Consider the following 25,832-nt stretch of genomic DNA (forward strand, 5'->3'; position numbering starts at 1 on the left):
AAAATCGAGCGTGCCTTCCGCTCCGTGCCAATGTGGCCGCTTGGCTGACAGGCTCACGCCGAGTTTCTCACGCAGAGTGCCGGAATATTTTTGGGCAAAACGGTCAACTAGATCAGCGAATGCAAAGCCCTGACCGCGGCCTCGCGGCTCTCGACAGGAACAAATAAATTCACCGAATGCGGCGACAAAACATATTTGTCGGCGATAATCCCCTGGCGTTGCAGAATCTGAATCGCCTTAAACGGCAGATCTGAAGAAACGCCGCCGAAGCAAGTGAGGCTCACCGAACTTAAAGCCTCACGCTGTTGACGCAAGTCTTTGCTGCTTTCCAGCGTGCGCAGCAAAGCGTCGAGCGACTCCGAATCGGAAGTCATCATAATGCGCGTTTTTCCGCCGGTGAAAGCCGAGGCGAGGAGCTGCGGCCAGGATAGGCCGCTTTGTTTAAGATGCTGCGCGAATTTCTCAAAGCCTTGATTGAGATCCGCCGAATCGATCTCCACATGCTCAATGCGAGCCATTGAGTTAACGGCCAAAACTTTTCCGCTTTCCATCCCCATAACCTCTCTCATCACTTGCGTGCTGTGTCCAGCGCCGCCCAATTTTTTCAGAACCAAAGGAACGTTTTGGCTTTGTGCCAGCTCCACGCTGCGAAAATGCAAGACCTTGGCGCCCCAAAAACACATTTCGGATAGCGATGTAAAATCCAGCTGACGCAAGGGTTTTGAATCCGCCACGATGCGCGGATCGGCCGAGCAAACTCCGTCGACCTCTTTGATGATCTCACAGCACTCGGCTTTTAGCGCCGCCGCCATGGCGACCGCAGTGGTATCGCTGCCACCTCGGCCCAGCGTGGTGATTTCTTTGGTCACCGGGTTCACGCCCTGAAAGCCGGCCAAAACCACGATGCGTCCGCGGTCGAGTTCTTCGCGCACGCGAATGGGCCGCACATCTAAAATGCGCGCGGAAGAGTGGGATTCGTCGGTCATCACTCCGGCTTGACTGCCAGTAAAACTAATCGCCGGCACGCCGAAATCGGACAGCGCCATGCTCATTAGAGACATACTGATGCGCTCACCGGTGGTTAGCAACATATCGAGTTCGCGGCGATTGGGATGCGGGCTTACTTGATAAGCCATTTTAACGAGTTCGTCGGTGGTCTTACCCATCGCTGAAACGATCGCTACGACCCGATGACCACGCTTGTGTAGGTCGGCGAGACTGCTCGCGACCGCGCGGATTTTTGCCGGTGTTTCAAGACAGGTGCCGCCGTATTTTTGCACGATGATGGGATTGTTGCGCATTCTACTTACAGAAATACCCCGAGCGAGCCCTGCGCGCCAGCACGAACAAACCGCGACACGCGCGGCTGCGCGCCCGTATCAGGAAGACAGACCGCTTTGGGTCCAAAAGCGCCACTCTGACAGTCGGCCTTCACTTCCGGTCTACCCCAATAATCGGACGTACTCGGTGTCGGCTGCCGCTTGGCAAAAGTGCCAAGAACGAAAGCCAGAGCTTCATGCGCCTACTCAGTCGACTGCTATTGCGAGTTCAAGAATCGAGCCGTCGGCGTCCGACTTGACGGGCCGCAATTTGCCTCTGCGCGCGCCACGCGAGCGGCCATATCGCAGTGATGCTGAGTCCCGCAATAAACTTCCGCCGGCGCACGTGCCCCTCCCTGTAAGGACATGCCCGTCGGACGGACAGCCCAGCACTGTGTTGCGGACCTGTGAGCGGTTGGATGCTCGTTCGTTCGGGTAGAAGGATCGGTCCTAGTGGCGACCACTGTGGCGAAGGTGGTGGCGTGGGGCAGGAGCCATGGCCATTGAGGATCCGAACATTGCCAACGGACGCATGACGTCCTCCGTCGGCTGGAAGAACAGCGGCATGGCTGCCGCAGCGACGGAGCGTTGACGGCCTCGACTCGCAACGGCGGTCTCGCCGGATCCCATTTGCACGATCGTCGCGGTCACGTCGCGATGGGTGCAGCGGCAGCCGAGCGCGCTCGCGGCCGCCGGCGATAGATCCAGGAACGCGCCGGTGAAGGGACCGCGATCAGTCACCGTGACCTGGATCGACCGGCCGCCGCTCTGGACCGTCAGTACCGTGCCGAAAGGCAGCGTCGGGTGTGCGGCCGTCAATGCGCCGCAGTTAAATGCCGCCCCGGAAGCCGTGCGACGTCCGCACAGGCGGTCGCTCCCGCCGTAGTAGGTGGCAGTCCCGGAGAGACGGTGCGCCTCGGCCACGGAGGAGAGCGAGAGAACGACGATGGCGGTCGCGACAATCCGTTTCATGCTGGATCCTCGGGTGTTGCGAAAGAGGCGGCCGCGACGGCTTCACGCTGCCGCTACGTCTAATCCGGTCGTCCTACGGACGGACCGGCGCAAAAAAGGCGTCGAGAAAGGTCGACGATCCCTCGAGCCCGCAAGCAATCGTGGCTTTGTTGATCGGCAATCGTGCCGGAAATTGGGCAGGGTGGAACCCTGTGCATCGCAACGCCGTTCAAGAGTGGCCCGGCTAGCGACTGTATCCGGCATTTGAATCGCAGCGCGGATTGACTTCAGGAACCCTGAGGGGACACCGACGACGACAGCTCTGACCAAATCGCTCCCAGAGGACAAGCTGCCCACCGCTAAGACGGCCGTCAAGGTTACCGGCTACGGTCCGCATATGCTGGCGGCTACGCGGCCGCGGCGCTGCTTTATACCCGATTCGGGGTGGTGTTTCGTTGTTCCGCCAATCATGTCGGGCATCACCGTTTCGTTCAGTGGCTCGCGAAGCGTGAGTTGTGACCGGCTTCGTGCGGCCTTTAGACTGCCTGCGATTTGGGCAGGCAGTCAGGCATTGGGAAATTGGATCCCTCTAGGCCGCCCGGCGCTGCCGGCTGTGGGTCCGGACTCCATAGACCAATCTGTGCTACACGGAGAAGGTTCGATCCCAGTTCCTCTCCCTGCAATAAATGATTGATATTATTGAGTTATTTGGTATAGCCCCCCCCCGGACAAACCCCGATCGGGCCCGTGTCACAAGACCCCTTGCCCGGCCAACAGCTCCGGACGGCCAGCTCTCGGCGACTGGGACGGCTTTGGGCCGGGACAAGCCACAGGGCCGGAAGGCAGGACGGGAGCAGGGCCACTTGCGCTACATCAAGATCGCCGTCATGCAACTTTTATAGAGTACATGTTGCTTTCATCCGCATCACTCGGGTCCCAAACGACCCGACCGAGACGCCCTTGTAAGTGCTTCGGAAGTCACGATCGCGATGTCTGACCAATTTCCAGCTTTTGAAGTGGTGTTGAAGCGGCGCGGCCGAACATGGAGCTGGCGCGTGTGCACGACCGAAGGGGATGTCGTCATGCTGGGTTCGGAAAGCAGCCGAGCCGCTGCCAAATACAAAGCTGACAGGGCACTCTTCCTACTGCTGATGTCCGCCCCGTATCGATCGAAAGGTCGGTGCTGGTGGCAATCGTCACCATCCGGCGGTGGCAGGATCGCACCGGCGAGCGCGCCAAAATATACCAGATGAAACTGTATTGATGGACGTCGAGATACAAGCATCTCTCTTTCCTTATACAACGACTAATTGAAACTTAAAATATCTAGATGTAGACCGATTCGAATCTTGAAACCGGGCCTGGGGTCAAATTGGAGTTACCCCGGAAGAATGGGCCTGAGCGCTTTTTCCTTCACTCGTTCGTATTTGCGATGCTTTAATCTTCACTTGCGATTTGATTGTCGAGCATCACTTGAGAGACCGCCTCAATCGCGACTTTCTTGTCTCTCCCAATATCCAAGCAGAGTTTGAATTAGCAGGGCTTGTCCGCGTATCTACTTGTAAAAGGTCAGTATGCCATCTTCCTCCAACAGGATTGCGTTGTTCATCGATGGCGCCAATCTCTACGCGACATCCAAGGCGCTCGGTTTCGACATCGATTACAAGCGTCTGCTCAAGGAATTCCAAAGTTGCGGAACGCTGTTGCGCGCGTTCTACTACACAGCAATCATCGAGGATCAGGAATTCTCGTCGATCCGCCCCTTGATCGACTGGCTGGACTACAACGGCTACACCGTCGTCACCAAGGCGACCAAGGAATTCTTCGACGCCAGCGGCCGGCGCAAGGTGAAGGGTAACATGGACATCGAGCTTGCGGTCGACGCCATGGAACTCGCCGAACACATCGACCAGATGGTGCTGTTCTCCGGCGACGGCAACTTCCGCTCGCTGGTAGAGGCGATGCAGCGCCGCGGCGTCCACGTCACCGTGGTCTCGACCATTTCCAGCCAGCCGCCGATGATTGCCGACGAACTGCGGCGCCAGGCCGATGTCTTCACCGACCTCGCGGAATTACAGTCGAAGATCGCCCGCGATCCGTCCGAGCGCCCGGCCCCGCGCGACCCGCGCCATCACACCCTGCAATTCCTGCATCGTGCGACCACGACGGCGCCGAGGGATGACGACGATTTCGACGAATGACAGAGGCTGTCGCCGCGCGGTATTGTTTTCGGCTGCTTTTAAAATGAAGCAGCTTTGCCCGTCGATGTGCGGCCATGAAAAGGGCCGCCGACAGTATGGCCAGCGGCCCGACCGGGCTCAAAATAGTTTCCGAAACAACACAGAACTCTCAGCCCCGGAGCGGCATTCTAACCATCATTCGCCGGGACAGCCTAGCCGAAATATAATTCAGGCCCGAAGAGCATGACGGGCGTTTTAGGCTGCCGCCCGATCTTCCTTGTCAGTCCCCCGCGCAACAATCAGATCGAGCGGCCTGTCGGCGGCCTGGCAATGGCCGTCGAGCGCGGCGATGTCAGGCCGGACAAGGTATTCAAGGGTCGCGTCCAGGCCGTGGCAGATCGGCTGCTGATCTTGATCGCTGATGATGATCGCGGGGCGCTCAATTGAAAACCGCTTTGCCATTTCATCGAATGGGACAGCCGTGCTGGCTTGAAGAGCATCGCCGCCAGTCACATGTCACAAGGATCGGGGATCGTTGGCCCGACAAACTGGCAACGCACCCACCGCCTCATTGAAGGTCGCGTGCGTCCAAATAAGAGCGAGCACGGGCTGCGTTCGAGCACCGCTCGACACAGTACCTCTACGCAAACGCAACGGCACGAGCCGTCGAGGGAGACCTTGGCGGCTTTTTGCGTGTGGCCAGATATGCGCAAAAAAGGCCCCTTGGGGAAGGTCGGCCAGGATTCCGTCGACCTGCCGAGACGTCAGCGGGCTGTAAAGCTATCGCGTTTCAACAGGTGGGCTTAGATGATCTTGGCCTCCTTAAAATGCTGCCCCGTCGCGCACGCCTCGAGCAATTTGCTGCTGCTACCTGACCCCGGCTTACCGCCTGACACTCGGGATAATTCTGCTTCGCTCAGTTCGATGTTGGTGTCATTGAGTGTGCCTTCGGCGGGCTTTTCTTTTTTTCCCAATTCGATTTTTCTGTTGTCCATGGTGGCTGCTCCTCTTTGGTGTGTTCTCCTCTTTGCAGCAGCATTGATATCACTTTCAGCAATTCCTAGAAAGTGCGCAAGATCACACTGGCCTCAGTGTGGTTGAGTCGATCGGTCTCGCGCGAAAGACGAGGATTGACATCGCCAAGCCGGCGGACGCGTTTTCACCTTCGCGCATGGCGAAACGCGCCGGCGTGAACCGGCGCGTTCCATGCAGGTACTTCATATTCCGAACTCAGTTACCCCAATTTCCCGCGCCGGGAAGGTTGCCATTCACGACACCCCACGAACCGTCTCCAGGCGCGCCGCCCCACGGGATTCCGTCGATCGTATCGCCGCCGCCGACCGTGCCGCCCTTGCTGATGGTCGGCCCATGGTAGCCCGGATCGTTGGCGAGGTTGCGCATTCCGCCGCTGACAGCTTCGAGGTCATTGAGGTTCAGTTCATTGCTGAAGTTGGTCATGGCACTTCTCCGTTTGATCTGAGGACGAGCGGCCATCGCCCGTCATGACCGCAAGTTAGCCGTCGTTTCGAAATACGACCGTGCGCGGGATCACACAGAAAAAACCATCGGCGCGAACCAGAAAGGCGCGCCGAGTCTCGGTCGGCCTGTTGGGGATGACGGCGCAAACCCGCGATCCAGAGGTGGGGACAGATTTCCTAGTTGGAAATCCTGTTGTTGCTCAAGGTCCTCAACATTCGGCTGAATCGTTCTCCGGCAGCCGATACACGATCAAGGATACCGACGTCGAATTCGTCTTCCGAGATACCCATCTCGTCCGAGATGGCGGAATTTCCAGCCGAGCTTCCGCGCGCTTCGCGAAGTCGGTCGGCGAGAAACACCGCGAGGGCCCGATAGAACCGGCTGCCAAAGCCGGCATCGTTGTCGAGCTTATGCATCAGCTTTGTCTTGTCGAGGAAGAGCGCCAGGCCGTTTCCGCTGGCCGTGATCGTGGCCGACGGCGGCGCCGAATCCACCAGCGATATTTCGCCGACGACCTCGCCGACACCCAGCCGCGCGATTTGTCCCAACCGCCGGGTTGTCACCAGCAATTCCCCTTCGAGCATAAAGATCAGGAAATCGGTGCTCTCGCCCTCCCGGATGATGACGTCGCCATCGCCTAGACGTCGCCGAACTCCCGTCTGCGCCATCCACGCGACGTCGGCATCGCTGAGTATTCCAAAGATGTACAGGACTTTTCGCATGATTGTCCTCTTCGGCTAAAGCAACTGCCGCTGCGCGAAGGCGGCGAACATTCCGGGCGTCTTGCTGAGCTCCGCATAGCTCCCGGTTTGCACGACCTTGCCATCGACGAGCACGATAATGCGATCGGCCTCGCGCACGGTGCTCAGCCGATGCGCGATGACGATCCGTGTTACGTTGAGGTTACCGAGCGATGCGCTTACAATCGCCTGCGACTGGTTGTCCAGTGAACTCGTCGCCTCGTCAAACAGCAGAATACGGGGCCGGCGGGCGATCGCGCGGGCAATCATGATTCGCTGTCGCTGTCCGCCGGACAGCGTGTTCACGCCCTCTGCGATCACGGTATGCATGCCCATCGGCATGCGCTCGATGTCGGCATCGAGACCGGCAAGCCGCGCGGCCTCCCACGCGTGCTCGAGCGGCAGTTGGACGCCGCCGCAAATATTGTCGTAGAGGCTGCCTGTCGCCAGTTTTCCATTCTGCAATACCACGCCAAGCTGCCGCCGTACCGCGCTGATGTCGAGCGTGTCGAGCGCCTTTCCATCGAGGAACACGGCGCCGGACTCCGGCCGTTCGAAGCCCAGCAGTAATCGGAACAGCGAGGATTTTCCGCTACCTGACGGACCCACAATCGCGACATATTCGCCTTGCGCGATCCGCAGAGTGACGTTGTCGAGGACGGGCGGGCCGCTCGGCAGGTAGCGGAAGGTCAAGCGAGAGAGCTCAACCGCTCCGGACAGTTCACCCGGAGGCTTACGGTCCTCCGAAACCTCGACCACCGCCGAGATCAGCGGTCGAAGGCGGGTGAGATGAGGGATTGCGATCAGCGATTCACTCACGCCCGACGCCCACGCCCCGACCGATGCCATCGATTGGCCGAAGGCAGTGAAGAATGCGAAGAAGCCGCCGATATCGAGTAGCAGCCTGCTGTTTGTAAACGACGCCGCCGCGAAAATGATGAGCGTGGCGATAGTCGGAAACGAAGTCTCGAAAACACCGAGGGCGTTGGCGGTCCGCTGGGAGGCCATGAAATACTGTTTCTGGATCGCGAACTGTCTCGACCACACCGCGAGCGCGCGAAAGGTTGCGGCTGCGACGCGGAGCTTGCTGATTCCGGAGATGAGCTGCAGCACGAAGCCGCCGATCTTGCCCTGCAGGTTGAAGTGGTTGTTCTCGTGATAGAGACGTATAGCGCTGGTGGCGATGATCAGGATCGCCCTGACCATCGTCAGCACAAACGCGACCAGCCCCAGCCTGAGATCGTAGTAAAACATCAGACCTATGCTGAACCAGCAGAACAAACCGGCCATCATCCCGCGCAGTGCGCGTCCGGTGAATATCCGACGTGCAGCATCGATTCCCATCGAGCGATCGACAAAGTCGCCGACGGTGTACTCGCGAAACAGGGACGCGGGCAGCCTGAGCAGACGGTCGATCACCGCCGCCTGCAGCTTCCAATCGATCAGGCCTTCGAGCCTGAGCATCGCGAGCCCTTCCATCGCCTGGACACTGGCCATGGCGACGGCCGTCACGGCCAGTGCGAGGGCGCAAAACGCGAGTTGGTCGAGCTCGGTGCGGGGTATGACCGAACTGATGAGAAGATTGGTAATGAGCGGGGTGACCAATGACAGCAGGCCTATCGCAACGACGGCGAGTGCGATGCGACCGACATTGCCGCTGGAATGGCGAATCGAGAATGTGAGCAGATCCCGAAATCGAACCGGGCGCGACGGCAAGGCGGGATAGAACGTCACGGCTTCCGGGGCCAGCTCCATTGCAAGCGAACGGTCGACCGGGCGGTGCGTCCCGGTTCCCGGCTCGATCATGGTGTAACGATGTCTCGCGCCGCGGATCAGCGCGACCGGATTGCGCTCCTCACCGTGCCAACCCACCAACGGGCCCACGTCCTGCTGCCACCATTTGCCCCGCAACAGCGTCTGGCGAACGCGCAGTCGTGCGGTTCGGGCGATCTCGACAACGTCGGCAAATTCCTGCCGAGCCGAGGCGGCTCGGGCAGGGACGATAAACGGCACTCGAATCGCTTCCGCGACGATCCGGCAGGCGGCGAGCAAGGGATCCGACGGGTCGGCTTCGATCTTTGCGCGGTTGGAGCGCTGCACGACGACCGCGGAGAGGCGTTCGAAGGATTCGAACGTCTGCGCTGTCGTGAGGTCGCTGCGAAGAACGAGGCGTTGCGTCTCCCGGCCAACGTCGCGCGCCTGTCGATCCCGAATACTGGCAACGACGCCAAGATGGAATTGATCGACGGCGCGCCACAGCACATCCGCATCCGGCGTGGCGACGCTGCCGATAGCGATGCATGCGGACGGGCCGGCCTCGATCCACATCCCCGATGTCAGCGGCAAGGGCGGACCGCCGGCGGAAAACGCCGGATCGAGCCCCATCAGCTTCACCGCACCGGCCTCCAGGGCGACCCACACGATGCTGCGCACCGGACCACGCCGCCGCTCACCGGGCGGAATCTCGGCGGCGCCATCGCTCGCTACCTCGCGCATTTCCCAGCTCGGGTTTGGACCGGAGATCATCCTGGCGAGCCGCGTGACCCAGGCGATAATCGAATCGACGGATGAAAACTCCGCGCGCGGCACGACTAATGCTTCGGTGCCGGGACCGCCGACTGCGATCACCTGGATGCGTGTACCGGAGCTATCGACGGCTTCCGGAAGGTCGAGAATGACCTCGCCGCTCTCGACCCGAAACAGATGGTGTCGAGCGCCGTCGGTGCCGCCTTCGACCAAGTTGACGGCGAAGACATCGGCATACCCTGTCACGACCTGCAGCACGTGCTCCCGATGGTCGAGAAGTTTCGGGTGCCGGCCATCGAGCACGATGCGGGTCGGCAGACAACCGGCCGCCTCTTGACCGGCCGTTAGTGGTGCCCGCTGGAGGACAGGTTCGGTCATTCCTGAGCCACGAGTTTCGCGTACACTCCCTGAAGCACGATCAGCTGCTCATGAGTTCCTCGCTCGGCAATTTTGCCCTGCTGCAGCACGATGATCTCGTCACAGTCGCGGATCGTGCTCAGACGATGCGCGATGATGATGCACGTGCAGCCCCGGCGTCGCAGATTATCGTCGATGACTTTTTCGGTGATCGGATCGAGCGCGCCGGTTGCCTCGTCGAGCACGATCGCCGACGGGTTGGAAACCAGCGCCCGCGCGATCTCGATACGTTGGCGCTGACCGCCGCTGAAATTCGTGCCGCCTTCGTTGATATAGCAGTCGTAGTTTCCCGCCCGCGTCGCAATGTCCTCGTGGATGACTGCATCCTTCAACGCCTGCGACAGATCCTCTTCTGTTACGGTCGGGTCCCACAGGGTCAGGTTGTCACGCGCGGTTCCCTCGAACAGGAAGATGTCCTGATCGACGTAGGCGATCGAATTTGCGAACACCTGCGGAGGGATCTCCGGCAAGGTCCATCCGTCGATACGGATTTCGCCGGACCACGGCTTGTAAAGTCCGCAAATCAGCTTGCCGAGGGTGGATTTTCCGCTGCCGGAGGCGCCGACGAGCGCCACCCTCGAGCCCGGCTGGATGCTGATGGACAGGTCGGCCAGCAGCGGTGGCTCCAGAACTGAGTAGCCGAACTGAATGTTGCTGATTTCGATCCTGCCTGTCAGCTTCGGAGCGAAGCGATCCGCCACGACGATTTTCTTGCCGGAACTGTCGAGCGGATAATTATATACATCCTCGAGGCGCTCAAACGCGCCCTTGATGGTCTGGAAGCTACCCGCATAATTGACCAGGTCCGTGACGGGCGCCGAAAAGCTTGCCATGAGTGACTGGAAGGCGACCAGGCTTCCAAGCGTGAGGGAGCCCTCGATCACCCGCAAGCCGCCGATGCCAAGTATCGCCGCAACCGTCAGTCCGGAGAACAGCGTCGGCAGCATGTCAAGAAAGATGGAGGACACCCCGAGTTCCTGCTCGGCGTTCAAGGCTTTTGCCTGAACTCCGGCCCATTGACCGAATGCCTCGTCCTCCAGTCCGCTCGCCTTGAGGGTTTCGATGGTACGCACGGTGCTCACCGTCGCGGCAACAAGCTTGCCCTGTTCGAGCGCGAGGCTGCGGCTGAGATCCTGCCGGCGCGCGCCAATGAATCGCAATGCCAGCACGTTCAGAAGTGACATGCTGACGCCGATCGCAGCGAGCGGGACGTCGTAAATCGCCATCGCGGCGGCGAAAAACACGATCGAGGTCAAGTTGAGCGCGTTGGCGGCTATGCCGCTCGAGAGCAGGCGGGCAATCTGCTCGTTGGCGGCCACGCGGCTTGCAATATCCCCGGCATGGCGCTGGGTGAAGAACTCGACCGGTAGCGCCATGACGTGCCAGAGAAAGCGGCTGATCATGACCACCGCAAGCTTGGTTTGCAGCCTCAACAGCAGTGACTGGCGCAGCACTGTCAGGATTGCGCGCAACACCGCGGTCACGGCCATGCCGATTAGCAGCGGGACGAGCCAGCTGGTGCTGTGCCGGATCAGGATGTCGTCGACGAAGATTTTCGAAAATCCCGCAGCGACAATGCTGGGCACAATGAGCGCGAAGCTGACGATCACCAGCAGGCCGACGGCCGCCTTCGAGCCGCGCAATTCGCGCAGCAGCAAACGCAAGCCCTGCGGTTTGCGGCCCAACGGCTTGAATGCCTCGGTTCGCTCCATGGCGAGCACGACACCGGTGAACGCAAGATCCAGTTCCGCCATGTCGATCCGCCGCCGTCCGATCGCCGGATCGTTGATATAGACGCGATCGCCGACGATGCCCTCCAGCACCACGAAATGATTGAAGTTCCAGTGAATGATGCAGGGCATCGGCAATTCATGCAGTGTCGAGGGCTCCTTGCGAAAACCCTTGGCGGCGAGGCCGAAACGGCGCGCCGCCCTGACGATGTTGCTTGCCTTGCTGCCGTCGCGCGAGACGCCGCAGGCGACGCGGAGCTGCTCCAGCGGGATCCAGGCGCCATGGTACGCAAGCACCATGGCCAGGGCCGCAGCCCCGCATTCGACAGCCTCCATTTGCAGGATTGTCGGCGTCCGCTTCACCGCTTTGCGCCAGAACAGTTTGCGGGCGTGCCGTGGAAGCGGACGCACCTCGTCCGGCGTTGGCTGGGGCAAAGGGGCGTTATCCATCAATTCCCGTCAGCCGCTTGATGAGAGGTAGCACCAGGTCGAGCGGGCGTTGATTTCGCGTGGTGACTTCCGCGCGCGTCAGCGTTCCGCTGGTGAGACGAACGGGTGGCCCCTTTCCAACCGCCCAGCGATAGCCGCTGACGGTTGCAGGGTCCTGTTCCAGGCTGACCGTCGCTGCATAGGGCGCGCCATCGTGCGAAAAGCGGCTGACGAGACTGTCGTTGTGGAGCACCGCAGCCATGCCCTGGGGCGTGATGGGAAAATCGGAAACCGTCACGATGGTGCCGACCATGGTTCCGAACTCCTCCCGTTTCACCGTGCTCGGCTCGATGCTGACCTGCATTCCCGGTTTCACATTCTTGCCGCGCTCCGCCGGAATGTAGATCAGCGCCTCGAGCTCCGTACCCTCGCTTTCGATCGCGATGACCGGTGTGCCGACCGCGAGCACCGAGCCCGCGGAGACCTTGACCTCGAGGACACGTCCTTCGATCGGGCTGATGACCTGAGTGTTCTGGTTCAACATTCCAGCGATTGCGTCCATCTGCCGGCGCGCGTCATTGAGGGTGAATTCCGATTGCTGGATTTCGCGCGCGCGTTGCGTCTCCAGATCCGTCTTTTGCGATCGCAACTTCAGAATTTCGTTCCTTGTATCTTCCTTCCGCTGCTGCGCATCGGTCAGATCGCGCCGGCGATCCTCGACGTTGCGTCGGGTCGTGTATCCCTTGACCAGCAAGTCCTCGAGATTCTTGAGATCGGCCGTCAGATATTCGATGCGCTGGTCGGTCGCCTTCACGACCTGATTGAAGGCGGCCTCGAGTTTCGCAAAGTTCTGGCCCTTTGACGCGAGTTCGCTGGCAACTTTCGAGGTCAGGTCGGCATGCTCGCGCTCGCGTTCGCGAAAGACCTCGATAGCGCTGGTGTGGCGCTGCTGGATATCGGTTTGGGCGATCTGAGCGACCGCCTGACCTTGCAGGACGTGATCGCCTACCGCAACGTTGACCGACGAGAGCCGTCCGGCGGCAGCGGAGACGGCATCGACGACGCGACCGCCACCGCTGATCAAAATTCCTTCACCGGCCGCGCGGGTAGGAATTCGTCCAATGACGCCCCATGTCAGCGCGGCCGCCAGAGCCAGGCAAACCACGAACGTCAGAATCCAGTCGAACGGTTTGGTAATGCCGACCAGGTGGTCAAGCTGTTCGGGCGATGCGGCTCGCTGCAGCGCCACCGCACGGAATGCCAGTTGCGACCGCTCAGTCACACTGCCGTCCTCCGGTTTACGCTCGATCCGCGGATCGGCATATCGGGTGCGTCAAACGGTGGATTCAGCCGAATGTACACAGCTTCCCCCTGCTCGCAGCCGGATATTACACCAAAGCGAATGCCGGACAACCAAACCGGAGGGTTGATCGAGGCCGATCGGGGAGGGGTCGTTCGGGATTGAGGTCCGTGCCCGCCGAAAAGGCGCGCTTCCCCGTCTGCCCTAGCGAAACGACACGGTCGGGCCTATGCTCGATCCGGCATCTTTCCGAGGTTGATCTGAAATGGTCGCGACCGGCGTCAGGAATTCAGCGCTCATGTTTGCCAGCCGCGCGCGTGGATGGATGACGTCGTTAGGCCTCGCGTTGGCGATCACTTTGCTCGCACCGAATGTGTCCAACAGCGGTGTCCTCAGCGAGAACGACTTCAGGAAAGTCGAGGACATCAAGCCGCTGTTTCAGAATTTGATGGCTGATCTCGTTCAAACCTCCAAGCGACCGGACATTTCCAGCGGCGACGCCGATTGCATCAAGTCAACCATCCGGGAGCTTCTACAGATCTCCGAGGAGCTTTCGAGCTACGAATATTTGATCACGATCGAGAAGGAGATGACTGATTTCGGCGACAACAACCCGATGCGGGACATCGTCAAATTTGCGGTCGAAAAATCCAACACCATTTTGGCCAGCGAACGAAAACGGCTGGCTCAGCTGTCGGACCAGTGCGCGCGTTCTCCCTTGTCGTTCGGCAAAAACCAGCAGGCGCTGCAATTCATCGACACCACGACCAATATTCTCAATTCGATTCAGGTTCGCCTGTAAGCAAGAATAATCGCCGGCCGCGGCACTCAAGATTTACCAATTTTTGAGTACTTACCGAACTGTGATGCCCATCACAGCGACACTGAATTACCCCGCGTATCCTGAGACTACGAATTGAGGGATGGTCCACGTCTGGTCGGCCGCCGTTCGGCACGGGGGCTCCGCTTGACGTAAATCATGGAACCCGTGCCGTGAGCATGCGCCGCATCTCGCGCTCTTGACTTAACAGGTTGAGACTCCGAAAAATGTGTCGCTTAAGAGTGAACCTCCAATTGAATGCTGCGAGCATATTGCGCTCGTTTGCACGTACGAGGATTGCATGATCAAGAAGCCCGCTGGCAAACAGACCGAGATTAAGCAGAACCCGAACAAGCCCGTTGCGCACGAGTTGCAGGACGACGAGTTGCAGCAGGTGTCCGGTGGGCTTGCGGCAAGCCGCCCCGCAGTGGCCGCGGATCCCGTCTGCATCAGCAAGCTCTAACGCGCTGATTTGCATTCGGAGCCGAACTGCTCCAATCGCGCTTTGCGTGGTGTAACATGAATCTGCCGATCGCTTGCCACGAATGGCTGGTAGCGACGTGTTACGCCGGTGCGCAGAAGCAAGGCGCTGCCGCTTCTGTACCGTTTTGGCTTGATGCACATCGTAACCGGCGAGGCCCGTTTACCGCGGCCGGCGATTTGATACGGGCGATCATTGATGACGCCGCCGGTGTGACGCCGGATCTCGTTGCGGCTCATCTTTTGACGCTGCTATCAGTGGCGCCCGAGATCAGCAGGTGCATCGACGTGCCCGCGGATGTGCGTCAGGCGTTAATCGTCTCGCGCGAAGGCAATCCCCCCTCCTGGACAAATCGTATCGCGAATGGCGTCGCGGATTTCATCCTCGGCTACTTCGAAGGGGAACGCTCCGGCCGCATGGCGGTGTTCACGAACGTGGATGACGCCGATCCCACCGACCAGGAATTCATTTCGGTGTTGTTGCTACGCGCCGAGCCGGGAAACTTGCGCCTTTGCATCTGCACCGGATCTGATCGTCTGGACCCGCCGCTCGCTGCTGCGCTCGAGCAATATGCCAGGCGACGGCCGCGGAACAAGAGCTCCGGAATCCTGGAAGTGCCGATGGTTTGGGCGGCGTGGTTAGCTGCCTGCGGGCTGGGAGACGAGATGGCAGCCGGTCTTTGGCGCGACCTTTCCGTCTACACGCATGGACGGAGCTCGCCCCCGCGCTCGCGCTCGCTCGAACCGTTCCTCGATGAATGCATCGCAAACCTGTCTGCCCACGACCGGGACACTCTGGCGCGGGCGTATGTGAACGCTGATGGCACATCACACCGGGTGCTTGCGGAGCATGTTTATCGCCGATTGCCGGCATCAGGGCGCAAGGCGATGCATATGGCCCGCGCGGCCTCGCTCGTCAGTTTGGGCGAACCTTCGTTCTCCCTGGGTGCAATCCCGTTCCACCACGAACAGGCCGGCGACGATGCCGAGCAGCTCCTGACAGCCTCGCGCTCCTGCCTCGACATGGCCTGGTACGACGCGGCGCTGGACTGGTCAGTCCGGGGACGACGGATGTTATCGCGCGCACCGCACGGCAAAACTTACGGTGACCTTACCAGGAACTTGCTGTTCGCCTTGCTGTTGCTTGGCCGCTATGATGAAGTCGCGGCCTTGTGTCAGGACCTGCTGTCGCAGAGCGAAGACCCTTCGTTGCTGGCCCACGCCACTTACGCGATGGCGATCCTGAATGCCCGCCTCTACGAGCGATCGCGTCAGGATTATGATGCGGCGAAAGCCTGGATTGAAAAGTCACAGAAATTTACCGAGAGCATGCCTGCGTCGCCGACGCGCGCGGTCAACGTCGCATTCCTCATGAATACGCTCGCGCTCGTTGAAATGCGGAAAGGACGCCCGGCTGCTGCGCAGCAAAGACTTGTCGAAGCTGTCGAGCTGATGGCGCGGTCGGCACCGGAATTATATCGCACGGAGAGCGTCATCCTATGGCACAATATGGCACGTCTGTGCGTTGCGACCGGCTGTAACGACCTTGCAATAGGTCATTTGAGTACGTTGCTGTCCCAGCAGCCGAGCGACAGCGCAGCCTGGTTCGATCGAGGTCTCATCCATCAGCGGGCAGGTCGTCATGAGGCCGCGCTGAGCGACTACGATATGGCGATTCGGTGGGAACCGGCCCATGTTGAAGCGCATTTTAATCGCGCGCAGATGCTTGCCGCCCTGGATCGGAATGAAGAAGCGATAGTCGCTTACGGACGGGTTTTGGTTCTGCAGCCGGACTTCGTCGATGCGCGACTGAACCGCGCCATCCTGTTGCGTGAACGCGGCGATCTCTCGCTGGCAAGCAACGATATCGCCCATGCTCTTCGATACCGGCCGAACGACGCACGGGCGCTTCGCCTGCAAGGCCTGATCGAGATGGCGATCGGTCATCATGATGCCGCATCCGATGCTTTCACGCGGTCCGTCGAAGCGGATCCTTCTCTGGCCGATCCATGGGCGAACCGTGCTATTATTGCCATCAGGCGTGGCGACCTCCGCGCGGCGCTCCACGATCTCACAAAGGCGCTGGCGCTCCGTGAAGATGCTGCAATTCTCTACAATCGCGGAAGGGTATTCGAGCAGCGGCGACAATGGCAAAAGGCCGCTGATGACTATTCGCGGGCGCTGGTCCTGGATGGCGGTAACAGAGAGGCGATCAACCGGGGATACAAGCGGTGCCTCGAAGCACTAAGCCGGATCAAATCGCGTTCTCGTTGAACCGCGGTTCGCCTGAGACGACGACGGCATGCCCTGCGTCCTCGCCGCTGAGGCACTCAACCTGCTTGAGCACGGCTCCCTGGCCCCAACCGCCGTCGTTGTGTGACCTGGCTCACTTTGCCCCGCGCCGATCCGGTCCATGATACGATCATTGCTGCCCAGCTGTTCGAACCCAGAGGGAGACAGAAGATGGCTACCGAAAACCAGACCCGGGCACCCTCCCTAAACGGGATCAAGGGCGAGATCACCGACGCCGAACTCAACACCGTCTCCGGTGGGGATAAGGCGACGACCACCAAAACGACCACCAAGCCGACTCCCAAGCCAACCACCACCTACTTCGAGATAACGATGCAGGATGCGATCATCAGCAGCTAAATCACGCTGCCCCCGTAGCTGACCGAGGGCGAGTTAGCCAAGGTTCCCCGTGGTTTCGTCAAACTCGCCGGTATCGAGGGCGAAAGCACCGATCCCGTCACTCCGAACGGAGACAGCAGATGACCGCAAAGAGCGAGAGCCCCACGACCACCATCGCCACCACCGACGGTGAGATTGCCGACGCCGACCTTGCGGAGGTCACCGGCGGTGGCGGGAAGACGAAGCCAACACCCACTCCCGTCCTCACCATCGACGGCATCAAAGGCGAAAGCCTGGACGACAAGCACCCGAGTACGATCGAGATTTCTTGACCTTGGACCGACAAAAAGAAAAGCCGCGCCGGCCGCTTCACGCTTACTGGGAGACAAAGATGAGCACCAAGAACCCAAGCCCTGCGCCGTCTGTCATCAAGACCGATGATAGGATCACCGACGCTGAACTCGACAAGGCCACTGGCGGTACGAAGGCCGGTTCGGGAAAAGTAACGGTTCATGACATCACCGTCACCAAGCGGGTGGACACGTCTTCGCCGTAACGGACCTAGACGAGGACCGTTCGGGGCAGCCCGGCAAGCGGCGGGCGTGGCGTGAGGCAATACCCGCGCGATCCCCGTGCCCACCTCTTTCAGGCCATGGCGCTGGTCCAGGCCAGGAATCTGCAAGGCGCCGAACAGCAAATGAGGCTCGCCCTTTCGGAGCCGGATATCTTCACCCTGCTCGTTCCGACGGCGAAGCCCCGCCTGCAGAGCTATCTTGCGCTGATCCTCACCGACCTGCGTCGCAGGGAGGAAGCAAAGCAATTCGCCACGGCTGGTTGCCGCGACAATTCGGCGGGCATGCACGCGGCTCTGGTCAAGGCAGGTCTTTGCGAGCTACCGAAATCCTGACCGGCAACGTTGGGGGCCAACGCGGCGCGTCGGGTTACTCTCCGTTGCGGTCCGCGTCGAGAAGGTTCGACGCCGATTCCTCTCCCTCCGCCACCCTTCGCCCTCACGGGCTATGGGTGGTAGGCCTCCCGGAGACCACAGGGCAAACGGTGTCTCCCGAAGCTCCGTCAGGAGTAGGGGACGGTTGCCGTGGCCCGTTTTATCGATGACGAACCCTTGGACTCCGGTTGCAAGCCTCAATATGCTCGCTTCGATCCAGGGGGCATGGTGATGAAATACTGCGTTACCGCAATCGTAATTTTGCTGGGTGCGATTTTAGCCGGTTCGAATGCCGAAGCTCGCGGGCCCTACGGGTCCATCAATGTCGGAAACTGGAAGGGCGGGGCGTACACCAACGATCAAACCGGCGCGTTCTCGCATTGCTCGGCAGGCACGCAATATCTCAGTGGCATCTATTTTGTGGTCATGATCGACGACAAGGGCGGGTGGAGCCTGGGATTCGCCCACGAAAACTGGGCGCTCAAGACCGGGCAAGCCTTCCCGATTACCCTGACCTTCGATGGTCAGACACCATTTAACGTTCACGGTGTCCCGGTCGCCGATAAATTGGTCCGCGTGCCGATGCCGGATAACTCCTCGCTGATCGCCCAATTCCGAAGAGCGAGGGGCATGACGGCCTATACGCAAGGCCAGCTTTTCGAGTTCAAGCTCGACCAGACCGGGCAGTTGTTGCCGACGTTGGCGAATTGCGTGGCCAAGACGAAGCAATTTGGCGTCGCCGCGGCCGGGGATTTTTCCGTGAGCCTTCCAAAGCCGGTGGCGGCGGCCGCGGCAGCACCGCCCGGTGCGACCAAGCCTGAAAAGACCGGCACTCAATCGGGGACCGGCTTTCTGGTCAGCACCAACGGGCATGTCGTTACCAATCAGCATGTCGTCGAGGGATGCGTCGGGGATATCTCGGGCAATCTGACCGGGGAAGCACCCGTTACGCTGCGCCTCGTTTCAAGCGATGAAACCAATGACCTTGCCCTGCTTCAGGCCCTCGGTTCGTTCAGGGATGTGGCCGTCATCAAGGACAAGGCGATCCAGTCCGGCGCCAGCGTCGTGGCGATTGGCTATCCCTTTCACGGACTGCTCACGTCCGACTTCACAGTAACGACTGGAATCGTAAGTTCGCTCAGCGGCGTCATGAACAACACGCGCTTTTTGCAGATAAGCGCGGTCGTTCAACCCGGCAACAGCGGCGGGCCGCTGCTGTCCTCCAGCGGCGAGGTTGTCGGCGTGGTTGCGGCGAAATTGAATGCGTTGAAGTTCGTCAGGGCGACCGGCAACATTCCCGAGAACATCAATTTCGCCATCAAGACCGGCGCGCTGCGGGATTTTCTGGACAACAGCGTGGTGTCGTACCAAACCTCCGATTCCAAAACGGAGCTGATGACGACAGAGATCGCCCGCAATGCGCGGGCGTTTACCTTCCTGATTTCCTGCAAGGCAAAATTGCCCGCCGAGAGCGCAAGGAATTAGGGCGCGGCGGCCTCACTGTCGCGGGCCGCGGCTCAAAACTCCAGCGGTGCGTTGTCGACCACTTCCTTCATGACGAAGAACGTCCGCGTCTGGCGCACGCCGGGCAGCGCAATCAGCTGCTCGCCATGGATGCGCTTGAAATCGTCGACGTCTCCGGCGCGGATCTTCAGGAAGTAATCGAAATCGCCGGCCACCAGATGACAGTCGAGTACGCATTTCAGTTTCGCGACCGCCTGCTCGAACGAGGCAAAACTCTCCGGTGTGGAGCGGTCGAGCACGACGCCGACCATGACAAGCGTGCCCTTGCCGACTTTGCGCGGCGCCACCATCGCGCGGACCGGGCCGATAAACCCTTCGTCGAACAGGCGCTGGGTCCGGCGATGGCAGGTGGCGGGGCTGACCCCGACCATTTCGGCCAGTTCGGCGTTGCTCAGCCGGCCGCTATTCTGCAGCAATCGCAACATCTTAAGGTCGACGCGGTCGAGCCGGCTGCTCATGGAAGATTCTTCCACTATTATGGATACGAATGGATGAAAACTAACATCTCTGGCTATAATGGCAATGAAACGACAAAAAATACGGATCAAATTAGAGAGCACCTTTCCTGGGTCCGGTGCTAGGCGTTTCCGCGAGATCAGACATCAACGGGGATGACGGCATGCTGGAAAAGTTCGAGCGCTATCCGCTCACATTCGGACCGACCCATATCGAGAAGCTGGAGCGGCTGACGCAGCATCTCGGCGGCAAGGTCGAACTCTACGCCAAGCGCGAAGACTGCAATTCGGGGCTGGCCTTCGGCGGCAACAAGCTGCGCAAGCTCGAATACATCATTCCCGACGCGATCGCGTCCAACGCCGATACGCTGGTCTCGATCGGCGGCGTGCAATCCAATCACACCCGCATGGTCGCGGCGGTCGCGGCAAAGATCGGCATGAAGTGCCGTCTGGTGCAGGAAAGCTGGGTGCCGCATGAAGACGCCGTCTATGACCGCGTCGGCAATATCCTGCTCAGCCGCGTCATGGGTGCCGACGTCCAGATGGTGGATGAAGGTTTCGACATCGGCATTCGCCAGAGCTGGGAGGATGCGATCGCCGACGTCAAGGCCAAGGGCGGCAAGCCCTATGCGATCCCGGCCGGCGCTTCCGTGCATAAATATGGCGGGCTCGGCTATGTCGGCTTCGCCGAAGAGGTGAGGGTACAGGAAAAAGAACTCGGCTTCGCCTTCGATTACATCGTGGTCTGCACCGTCACCGGTTCAACCCATGCAGGCATGCTGGTCGGCTTCGCCAAGGACGGCCGCGAACGCAAGGTGATCGGTATCGACGCCTCCTTCACCCCGGCACAGACCAAGGCGCAGGTGCTCGACATAGCCCGCAACACCGCAGGTCTGGTCGAGTTGGGGAAAGAGATCGTCGAGGACGACGTGGTCCTGATCGAGGACTATGCCTATCCGGCCTACGGCGTTCCGTCCGAGGAGACGAAAGAGGCGATCCGGCTGTGCGGGCGTCTCGAAGGCATGATCACCGATCCCGTCTACGAGGGAAAATCCATGCAGGGCATGATCGATCTCGTCAACAAGGGCTATTTCCCCAAGGGATCAAAGGTCCTGTACGCCCATCTCGGCGGCGCGCCGGCGATCAACGGCTATGCCTACACGTTCCGCAATGGCTGAGGCGCCGAAGCCGCGACGGCGGGTCACCCGTTTTCGCTGCTGGACGTTCGACCCTTCCTCGAACAGAATGGGTACATTCATCCTCTCTGAATGACAGGTCTGGAATTCTCAAAGTCCACGCCGTTGATGAGAAAGCCGAAGCGCACCGCGAACGGGATCGAGACAACCGCCGGCCGGCACCGGTTCGACGTCGACGCATTGCGCGATGTTGCCGGCGAGAAGGTCTTCGCGCGCGGTGTTACCTATCATGAAGACGGAAACGTCGAGATTATTACGTTTGACATGGCTCGCGTGCTGGCCCGAGTCATCGGCTCCGAGGTCTACCGCTGCGAACTGGTCGGGACGGCGAAGAACTTCTCCGGGGAGTGTTCTTGCCGCGCATTTGCGGATTGGAGTTTTTGCAAGCACCTGGTGGCAACCGCCCTTGCCGCAAATAGCCTCGGGCCCGAGGCTCTGGAGCAGGCTCCCAGCCGCTTCGCCAAAATCCGTGAGCATCTCCGCACCAAGGGCGTCGAGCGGCTTGTCGAGATGGTCGTCGGCTTTGCCGAACGAGATCCCTCGTTGCTGCAGGAACTGGAGTTTTCTGCTGCCGCGGCCACGGCCGACGACAAGACCCTGTTTGCACAATTCAGGAAAGCAATTACCGAGGCCACCCGCACCGGCGGCTATATCGAATATGGTGAGATGCGGGAATGGGTGAAGGGAATCGAGAGCGTGCTCGACCGGATCGCGGGCTTGATTGAGAACGGCCGGGCGGCATTGGTTTTGCGGCTGCTCGATCATTTTTTTGCGCGGATGGATGAAGCGTTCGGAAGCATAGACGACTCCGACGGTGGCGGCGGAGGCTTGTACGCCAAGGCCTGCGAAATCCATCTCGCGGCTTGCCGCCAGGTAAAACCTGATCCGGTCGCACTTGCACGGGCCTTGTTCGCGCGCGAGGTCGATTCGGACTGGGAGTTTTTCCACGGCGCGAGCGAGACCTACGAGGATATCCTGGGGGACGCCGGGCTCGCTGAATATCGCAGGCTTGCGAGCGAAGATTGGCAGAAAATAGAGCCGTCGCGAACGACCGCACGGGATGATCAATTCGGTACGCGATATGCGCTCGGAGCCATTCTTGAAAGCTTTGCCGAACGGGAGGGTGATGTCGACGGCATTATCGCCATCCGCTCCAAGGACCTGTCGACCGCGTATGACTATCTCGGCATTGCACAGCTGTGCCTCGACCATGCGCGCGAGGTGGAGGCGCTGAAATGGGCCGAAGAAGGGCTGTGGAAGTTCGAGGACAACCCCGATGAGCGCCTGACCTTCTTTGCCTCCGATCTTTACAGTCGGATCGGGCGCAAGGAGGAGGCCGACAAGTTGCTTTGGCGCATGTTCGAGCAGCGTCCGAGCGTCGCGCTCTACGAGCGTCTCAAATCCGCGGCGGGCGCCGATCGGATGCAGGCCGATACGGTTCGCGACCGGGCCTTCGGCTGGCTGCGGTCCGAGCTCGGAAAGCCACAGGGGCGGGCGGTTGCGCAATGGTCGGCGCCGGCCGAACTTCTCATTCGGTTGACAATGGCGGAAGGGCTGCTGTCGGACGCGTGGATTGCCGTCAACGGACACGGCTGCAGCGAATCTCTTCTCAAGGAGCTTGCCGAAGCGAGCGAACGCAGCCACCCCGCGGAGGCGTTGAAGGTCTACGCCGCTCGCGTCGAACGAATGGTCCGTCTTGGCGGCCAAGGTAATTATGAAGATGCCTGCCGCCTACTCGGACGGATGCGGCAGGTTCGGGAAAGTCTTGGCGAGACTGCGCAGCATGCCGCCTATCTCGATGATTTGACGAGCCGTCACAAGGCAAAGCGCAATTTCATGAAGCTGCTAAATGCGTGACCGGACGGCACGTGTATTGTTTGGCGACAGTGTCACCCGGCCGTTGGGCGGCATGGATGTGAGAGATTCCGATGAAGCTAGGCTGGAAACCGCGGAAGTGGCTGGACAAAAAGAGCAAATTGGGTTTTCGCGGCTATCCGGTCGGCACCATCGCCTTCTATGGACCGGACGCCCAGCGTGCCAGCAAGGTGGCTGTCTCAGTCATCGTTGCGCCGGATAGCGAACCGATCGAATTGCGGAGATGGTTTGCCGAGAGCGGCGACGTGCGAAATGACGCGACGATATTCGAGGAAATTGCCATCTTTCTTCGCAGCCATGAGGTGCACTCTGTAGCGATGGTCGAGGAGATGATGGGGTGTCCGCATGAGGAAGGCATCGACTATCCGGAAGGCGAGGTTTGTCCTGAATGCCCGTTCTGGGCTGGTCGTGCCCGCCCGTTTGCGGGTGGCTAACTTCGTTGGCGCGATTTTCCGCTACGCTGCGAATCTGCATGATCGAACGGCTCATCGCGCTTTCGGCCCGTCCCGCGCCTCAAGACGGGCGCTGTAGCGGGACATCGCAAAGCAGAACGCGAAATAGATCAGCGCGACGAAGAGGTAGACTTCGACACTGAACGATTGCCAGGCCGGATCGATGATCGCGGTCTTGGCGGTCGTCAAGAGGTCAAAGATACCGATGATCAGGACCAGGCTGGTATCCTTGAAGAACGCGATGAACGTGTTCACCAGCGGCGGGATCACGTGGCGGATCGCCTGCGGCAGAATGATCAGGCCGTTCTTCTTCCAGTAGGACAGGCCGAGCGCATCGGCGGCGTCGTGCTGCCCGCGGGCAACGGCCTGCAGGCCGCCGCGAATGACCTCTGCGAGATAGGCGCCCGCGAACAGTACGAACGCGACCTGCGCCCGCAGCAGCTTATCGACGTTGACGCCGTCAGGCATGAACAGCGGAAACATCACGCTCGCCATGAACAGCAGGCTGATCAGCGGAACGCCGCGGATCAACTCGACATAGAGCACCGATAGCGATCGGATCGCGGGCAGCTTTGAACGTCGTCCAAGGGCGACGACAATCCCGAGTGGGAATCCGAGGGCGAGACCGAAGGTCGCGAGAATGAGCGTCACCGGCAGCCCACCCCAGCGGTCCTGGGAAACAAAGGGCATTCCAAAAATGCCGCCCCACATCAAGAGGCCGATCAGGGTAAGCGCCGCGGCCCACACCAGCACCAGTTCCTTGCGCCACCATTTGCGCCGGCTCGACACATAGAACAGGGCCATGAAGGCGAGCATCGCCAGCGCCGGCCGCCATTGCTGATCGAACGGATAGGTGCCGAACAGGATGAAACGAAGTTTTTCGGGGATGACGGCCCAGCAGGCGCCGAGTCCGTGAACCGCCCGGCAGGCACTCGTGTCGCTGCCGGGAACGCTCCACACCGCGTTCCAAACTGCCCACTGCACGAGTCCGGCGGCGGCCTTCGCCAGCACGAACAGCAACAGCAGCGTCACGATCGTCGAGGAAATCGACGCAAACAGATTGACGCGCAGCCATCCGATGGCGCGGCCGACGATGGTCCGGCCTGATCGTGACCGGCTGAAGGGGAGCGGAGTTCCCGGAGCGTCCGTCACCGAGGTCATGGCTCAGCGCTCCACCAGCGCGATCCGCGCATTGTACCAGTTCATGAACAGACTGATGCCGAGGCTGATGGTCAGGAACACCAGCATGATGATTGCGATCGCCTCGATGGCCTGGCCGGTCTGGTTCAGCGTCGTGTTCGCAATCGACACGATGTCCTGGTAGCCGACCGCAACTGCCAGCGAGGAATTTTTCGTCAGGTTCAGATACTGGCTGGTCATCGGCGGAATGATGACGCGCAGTGCCTGCGGCATGACGATGTGCTGCAGCACGAAACCCCGGCGCAGCCCGAGCGCCATCGCGGCATCCCACTGGCCCCTGTGAACGGATTGGATGCCGCTGCGCACAATCTCGGCGATGAACGCCGATGTGTAGGTCACCAGCGCGATCAGCAGCGCAAAATATTCCGGCGCCAGCGTCAGCCCGCCGACGGAATTGAAGCCGCGCAGTTCCGGCTTGGTGATGGTCCAGGACACGCCGAGCGCCAGCGAGGTGAGCATCGGCAGCCCGATCACAAACGCCAGCGCATACGGCCAGATCCGCCGCGGCCGGCCATCCAGCAGCTGCCGTGCCGTCAGCTGTTTGCGCACCACATGGAACGCGATCAGCCCGATCACGGCCGCGCCGATCACCCAGAGCTGACCCGCCTCGATCGGGACAGACGGAAGTATCAAGCCTCGATTGGAAAGGAAGACGCCCTCGATCGGCTTCCAGGCGGCGCGCGCCGCCGGAAGTCCCTGCATCAGCACGTACCAGAACAATAGCTGCAGCAGCAGGGGGATGTCGCGAAGCACCTCCACATAGACGGCAGCAAGCCGCGCCAACAGCCAGTTCGATGACAGGCGCGCGACGCCGATAATGGTCCCGAGTACGGTTGCCAGCACAATGCCGATCACGGCGACGCGGAGCGTGTTGGCGAGCCCGACGATGAAGGCGCGCAAATAAGGGTCCTTCGGACTGTATGGAATCCAGGTGTCGGTGATCGGCATTCCCGCCTCGCGGCCGAGAAAGGCGAAGCCGGTCGAGATGCGGCGTACCGACAGATTATGAACCGTGTTCGACCAGAGCCACGCGACGATCGCCACCGTGATCCCCACCACCACGATCTGCCAGAACAGTCCGGCGAACTGCCGGTCCTTCAGCGAGATTCGTATCCGCCGGGGCGGCGGGGGAGCGGGGTTCGATGTCGTCACGGCACAAGATTCCTCATGGCGGCGATGATC

Annotated in this window: 24 protein-coding genes; 12 read left to right on the forward strand and 12 right to left on the reverse strand. The window is 60.5% G+C overall.

The genetic code is table 11. The annotated features are described in order from the left end of the window. Positions 1–107 precede the first annotated feature (107 nt). Both V1289_RS23265 and V1289_RS23270 read right to left on the reverse strand, forming a co-directional pair. Positions 108–1,301 (reverse strand): aspartate kinase, encoded by a 1,194-nt coding sequence (locus tag V1289_RS23265; RefSeq protein ID WP_334399123.1) that lies wholly within the window; start codon positions 1,299–1,301, stop codon positions 108–110. A gap of 468 nt (positions 1,302–1,769) precedes the next feature. Further along, positions 1,770–2,291: a septal ring lytic transglycosylase RlpA family protein gene (locus V1289_RS23270; RefSeq protein ID WP_334399125.1), complete on the reverse strand. Its 522-nt coding sequence runs from the start codon at positions 2,289–2,291 to the stop codon at positions 1,770–1,772. A gap of 1,553 nt (positions 2,292–3,844) precedes the next feature. Here V1289_RS23270 and V1289_RS23275 point away from each other — a divergent pair. Continuing rightward, positions 3,845–4,471 (forward strand): LabA-like NYN domain-containing protein, encoded by a 627-nt coding sequence (locus V1289_RS23275; protein ID WP_334399127.1) that lies wholly within the window; start codon positions 3,845–3,847, stop codon positions 4,469–4,471. A gap of 234 nt (positions 4,472–4,705) precedes the next feature. On the opposite strand, the gene V1289_RS23280 is transcribed toward V1289_RS23275, so the two are convergent. The 7 genes from V1289_RS23280 to V1289_RS23310 all read right to left on the reverse strand — a co-directional run bounded on the left by V1289_RS23280 (position 4,706) and on the right by V1289_RS23310 (position 13,053). Beyond that, positions 4,706–4,963, reverse strand: a complete 258-nt coding sequence (locus V1289_RS23280) for a hypothetical protein (protein ID WP_334399129.1) — start codon at positions 4,961–4,963, stop codon at positions 4,706–4,708. Between the two features lie 290 nt (positions 4,964–5,253). Further along, positions 5,254–5,445 carry a hypothetical protein gene (locus V1289_RS23285; RefSeq protein ID WP_334399131.1) on the reverse strand — a complete coding sequence of 64 codons (192 nt, stop codon included), beginning with the start codon at positions 5,443–5,445 and terminating at the stop codon, positions 5,254–5,256. Between the two features lie 235 nt (positions 5,446–5,680). Next, on the reverse strand, positions 5,681–5,908 hold the full coding sequence (locus V1289_RS23290; protein WP_309181282.1) for a hypothetical protein: 228 nt from the start codon (positions 5,906–5,908) through the stop codon (positions 5,681–5,683). Positions 5,909–6,105: 197 nt separating this feature from the next. Further along, positions 6,106–6,651, reverse strand: coding sequence for a cyclic nucleotide-binding domain-containing protein (locus V1289_RS23295; RefSeq protein WP_334399133.1), 546 nt, complete (start codon positions 6,649–6,651; stop codon positions 6,106–6,108). Between the two features lie 15 nt (positions 6,652–6,666). Further along, a complete protein-coding gene (locus V1289_RS23300; RefSeq protein WP_334399135.1) occupies positions 6,667–9,573 on the reverse strand; it encodes an NHLP bacteriocin export ABC transporter permease/ATPase subunit in 2,907 nt (968 codons plus the stop codon). Further along, positions 9,570–11,777 carry an NHLP family bacteriocin export ABC transporter peptidase/permease/ATPase subunit gene (locus V1289_RS23305; protein WP_334399137.1) on the reverse strand — a complete coding sequence of 736 codons (2,208 nt, stop codon included), beginning with the start codon at positions 11,775–11,777 and terminating at the stop codon, positions 9,570–9,572. Before V1289_RS23305 ends, V1289_RS23300 begins: the two co-directional genes overlap by 4 nt. A gap of 7 nt (positions 11,778–11,784) precedes the next feature. Then, positions 11,785–13,053: an NHLP bacteriocin system secretion protein gene (locus tag V1289_RS23310; RefSeq protein WP_334399139.1), complete on the reverse strand. Its 1,269-nt coding sequence runs from the start codon at positions 13,051–13,053 to the stop codon at positions 11,785–11,787. A gap of 316 nt (positions 13,054–13,369) precedes the next feature. Here V1289_RS23310 and V1289_RS23315 point away from each other — a divergent pair, with 316 nt between their 5' ends. The 8 genes from V1289_RS23315 to V1289_RS23350 all read left to right on the forward strand — a co-directional run bounded on the left by V1289_RS23315 (position 13,370) and on the right by V1289_RS23350 (position 19,433). Beyond that, the gene (locus V1289_RS23315) at positions 13,370–13,873 is read left to right on the forward strand and encodes a hypothetical protein (protein ID WP_334399141.1); all 504 of its coding nucleotides are present in this window, start codon (positions 13,370–13,372) and stop codon (positions 13,871–13,873) included. Between the two features lie 319 nt (positions 13,874–14,192). Further along, on the forward strand, positions 14,193–14,354 hold the full coding sequence (locus tag V1289_RS23320) for a bacteriocin (RefSeq protein WP_334399143.1): 162 nt from the start codon (positions 14,193–14,195) through the stop codon (positions 14,352–14,354). Between the two features lie 56 nt (positions 14,355–14,410). Continuing rightward, complete coding sequence (locus tag V1289_RS23325; RefSeq protein ID WP_334399145.1) at positions 14,411–16,645, forward strand: tetratricopeptide repeat protein; 2,235 nt, start codon at positions 14,411–14,413, stop codon at positions 16,643–16,645. Between the two features lie 189 nt (positions 16,646–16,834). Continuing rightward, complete coding sequence (locus V1289_RS23330; RefSeq protein ID WP_334399147.1) at positions 16,835–17,023, forward strand: hypothetical protein; 189 nt, start codon at positions 16,835–16,837, stop codon at positions 17,021–17,023. A gap of 119 nt (positions 17,024–17,142) precedes the next feature. Further along, positions 17,143–17,334: a hypothetical protein gene (locus V1289_RS23335; RefSeq protein WP_334399149.1), complete on the forward strand. Its 192-nt coding sequence runs from the start codon at positions 17,143–17,145 to the stop codon at positions 17,332–17,334. 59 nt (positions 17,335–17,393) lie between these two features. Then, positions 17,394–17,558 carry a hypothetical protein gene (locus tag V1289_RS23340; RefSeq protein ID WP_334399151.1) on the forward strand — a complete coding sequence of 55 codons (165 nt, stop codon included), beginning with the start codon at positions 17,394–17,396 and terminating at the stop codon, positions 17,556–17,558. A gap of 51 nt (positions 17,559–17,609) precedes the next feature. After that, on the forward strand, positions 17,610–17,909 hold the full coding sequence (locus V1289_RS23345; RefSeq protein WP_334399153.1) for a hypothetical protein: 300 nt from the start codon (positions 17,610–17,612) through the stop codon (positions 17,907–17,909). A 270-nt stretch (positions 17,910–18,179) separates the two neighbouring features. Then, positions 18,180–19,433, forward strand: a complete 1,254-nt coding sequence (locus V1289_RS23350; RefSeq protein ID WP_334399155.1) for a S1C family serine protease — start codon at positions 18,180–18,182, stop codon at positions 19,431–19,433. 32 nt (positions 19,434–19,465) lie between these two features. Here V1289_RS23350 and V1289_RS23355 read toward each other — a convergent pair whose 3' ends face one another. Further along, positions 19,466–19,930, reverse strand: a complete 465-nt coding sequence (locus tag V1289_RS23355) for an Lrp/AsnC family transcriptional regulator (protein ID WP_334399156.1) — start codon at positions 19,928–19,930, stop codon at positions 19,466–19,468. A 161-nt stretch (positions 19,931–20,091) separates the two neighbouring features. Here V1289_RS23355 and V1289_RS23360 point away from each other — a divergent pair, with 161 nt between their 5' ends. The 3 genes from V1289_RS23360 (at position 20,092) to V1289_RS23370 (ending at position 23,432) form a co-directional block, all read left to right on the forward strand. Next, positions 20,092–21,105, forward strand: a complete 1,014-nt coding sequence (locus tag V1289_RS23360) for a 1-aminocyclopropane-1-carboxylate deaminase (RefSeq protein ID WP_334399158.1) — start codon at positions 20,092–20,094, stop codon at positions 21,103–21,105. A gap of 126 nt (positions 21,106–21,231) precedes the next feature. Further along, positions 21,232–22,980: an SWIM zinc finger family protein gene (locus V1289_RS23365; RefSeq protein ID WP_334399160.1), complete on the forward strand. Its 1,749-nt coding sequence runs from the start codon at positions 21,232–21,234 to the stop codon at positions 22,978–22,980. 71 nt (positions 22,981–23,051) lie between these two features. Beyond that, on the forward strand, positions 23,052–23,432 hold the full coding sequence (locus V1289_RS23370) for a hypothetical protein (protein ID WP_309181292.1): 381 nt from the start codon (positions 23,052–23,054) through the stop codon (positions 23,430–23,432). A gap of 51 nt (positions 23,433–23,483) precedes the next feature. Here the strand turns inward: V1289_RS23370 and V1289_RS23375 are convergent, their stop codons facing one another. Further along, positions 23,484–24,611, reverse strand: a complete 1,128-nt coding sequence (locus V1289_RS23375) for an amino acid ABC transporter permease (RefSeq protein ID WP_334399162.1) — start codon at positions 24,609–24,611, stop codon at positions 23,484–23,486. 3 nt (positions 24,612–24,614) lie between these two features. Then, on the reverse strand, positions 24,615–25,802 hold the full coding sequence (locus V1289_RS23380) for an amino acid ABC transporter permease (RefSeq protein WP_334399165.1): 1,188 nt from the start codon (positions 25,800–25,802) through the stop codon (positions 24,615–24,617). Positions 25,803–25,832: the final 30 nt, after the last annotated feature.

This window comes from Bradyrhizobium sp. AZCC 2289, from assembly GCF_036924615.1.
Classification (GTDB): Bacteria; Pseudomonadota; Alphaproteobacteria; order Rhizobiales; family Xanthobacteraceae; genus Bradyrhizobium.

What these genes read in the sequence shown, in the direction of transcription:
- V1289_RS23285 (WP_334399131.1), bottom strand. Translation starts at nt 5,445, where the DNA reads ATGGACAACAGAAAAATCGAATTGGGAAAAAAAGAAAAGCCCGCCGAA.
- V1289_RS23330 (WP_334399147.1), top strand. Translation starts at nt 16,835, where the DNA reads ATGGCTACCGAAAACCAGACCCGGGCACCCTCCCTAAACGGGATCAAG.
- V1289_RS23365 (WP_334399160.1), top strand. Translation starts at nt 21,232, where the DNA reads ATGAGAAAGCCGAAGCGCACCGCGAACGGGATCGAGACAACCGCCGGC.
- V1289_RS23335 (WP_334399149.1), top strand. Translation starts at nt 17,143, where the DNA reads ATGACCGCAAAGAGCGAGAGCCCCACGACCACCATCGCCACCACCGAC.
- V1289_RS23360 (WP_334399158.1), top strand. Translation starts at nt 20,092, where the DNA reads ATGCTGGAAAAGTTCGAGCGCTATCCGCTCACATTCGGACCGACCCAT.
- V1289_RS23270 (WP_334399125.1), bottom strand. Translation starts at nt 2,291, where the DNA reads ATGAAACGGATTGTCGCGACCGCCATCGTCGTTCTCTCGCTCTCCTCC.
- V1289_RS23265 (WP_334399123.1), bottom strand. Translation starts at nt 1,301, where the DNA reads ATGCGCAACAATCCCATCATCGTGCAAAAATACGGCGGCACCTGTCTT.
- V1289_RS23295 (WP_334399133.1), bottom strand. Translation starts at nt 6,651, where the DNA reads ATGCGAAAAGTCCTGTACATCTTTGGAATACTCAGCGATGCCGACGTC.
- V1289_RS23290 (WP_309181282.1), bottom strand. Translation starts at nt 5,908, where the DNA reads ATGACCAACTTCAGCAATGAACTGAACCTCAATGACCTCGAAGCTGTC.
- V1289_RS23320 (WP_334399143.1), top strand. Translation starts at nt 14,193, where the DNA reads ATGATCAAGAAGCCCGCTGGCAAACAGACCGAGATTAAGCAGAACCCG.
- V1289_RS23340 (WP_334399151.1), top strand. Translation starts at nt 17,394, where the DNA reads ATGAGCACCAAGAACCCAAGCCCTGCGCCGTCTGTCATCAAGACCGAT.
- V1289_RS23375 (WP_334399162.1), bottom strand. Translation starts at nt 24,611, where the DNA reads ATGACCTCGGTGACGGACGCTCCGGGAACTCCGCTCCCCTTCAGCCGG.
- V1289_RS23275 (WP_334399127.1), top strand. Translation starts at nt 3,845, where the DNA reads ATGCCATCTTCCTCCAACAGGATTGCGTTGTTCATCGATGGCGCCAAT.
- V1289_RS23355 (WP_334399156.1), bottom strand. Translation starts at nt 19,930, where the DNA reads ATGAGCAGCCGGCTCGACCGCGTCGACCTTAAGATGTTGCGATTGCTG.
- V1289_RS23370 (WP_309181292.1), top strand. Translation starts at nt 23,052, where the DNA reads ATGAAGCTAGGCTGGAAACCGCGGAAGTGGCTGGACAAAAAGAGCAAA.
- V1289_RS23300 (WP_334399135.1), bottom strand. Translation starts at nt 9,573, where the DNA reads ATGACCGAACCTGTCCTCCAGCGGGCACCACTAACGGCCGGTCAAGAG.
- V1289_RS23350 (WP_334399155.1), top strand. Translation starts at nt 18,180, where the DNA reads ATGAAATACTGCGTTACCGCAATCGTAATTTTGCTGGGTGCGATTTTA.
- V1289_RS23315 (WP_334399141.1), top strand. Translation starts at nt 13,370, where the DNA reads ATGTTTGCCAGCCGCGCGCGTGGATGGATGACGTCGTTAGGCCTCGCG.
- V1289_RS23325 (WP_334399145.1), top strand. Translation starts at nt 14,411, where the DNA reads ATGAATCTGCCGATCGCTTGCCACGAATGGCTGGTAGCGACGTGTTAC.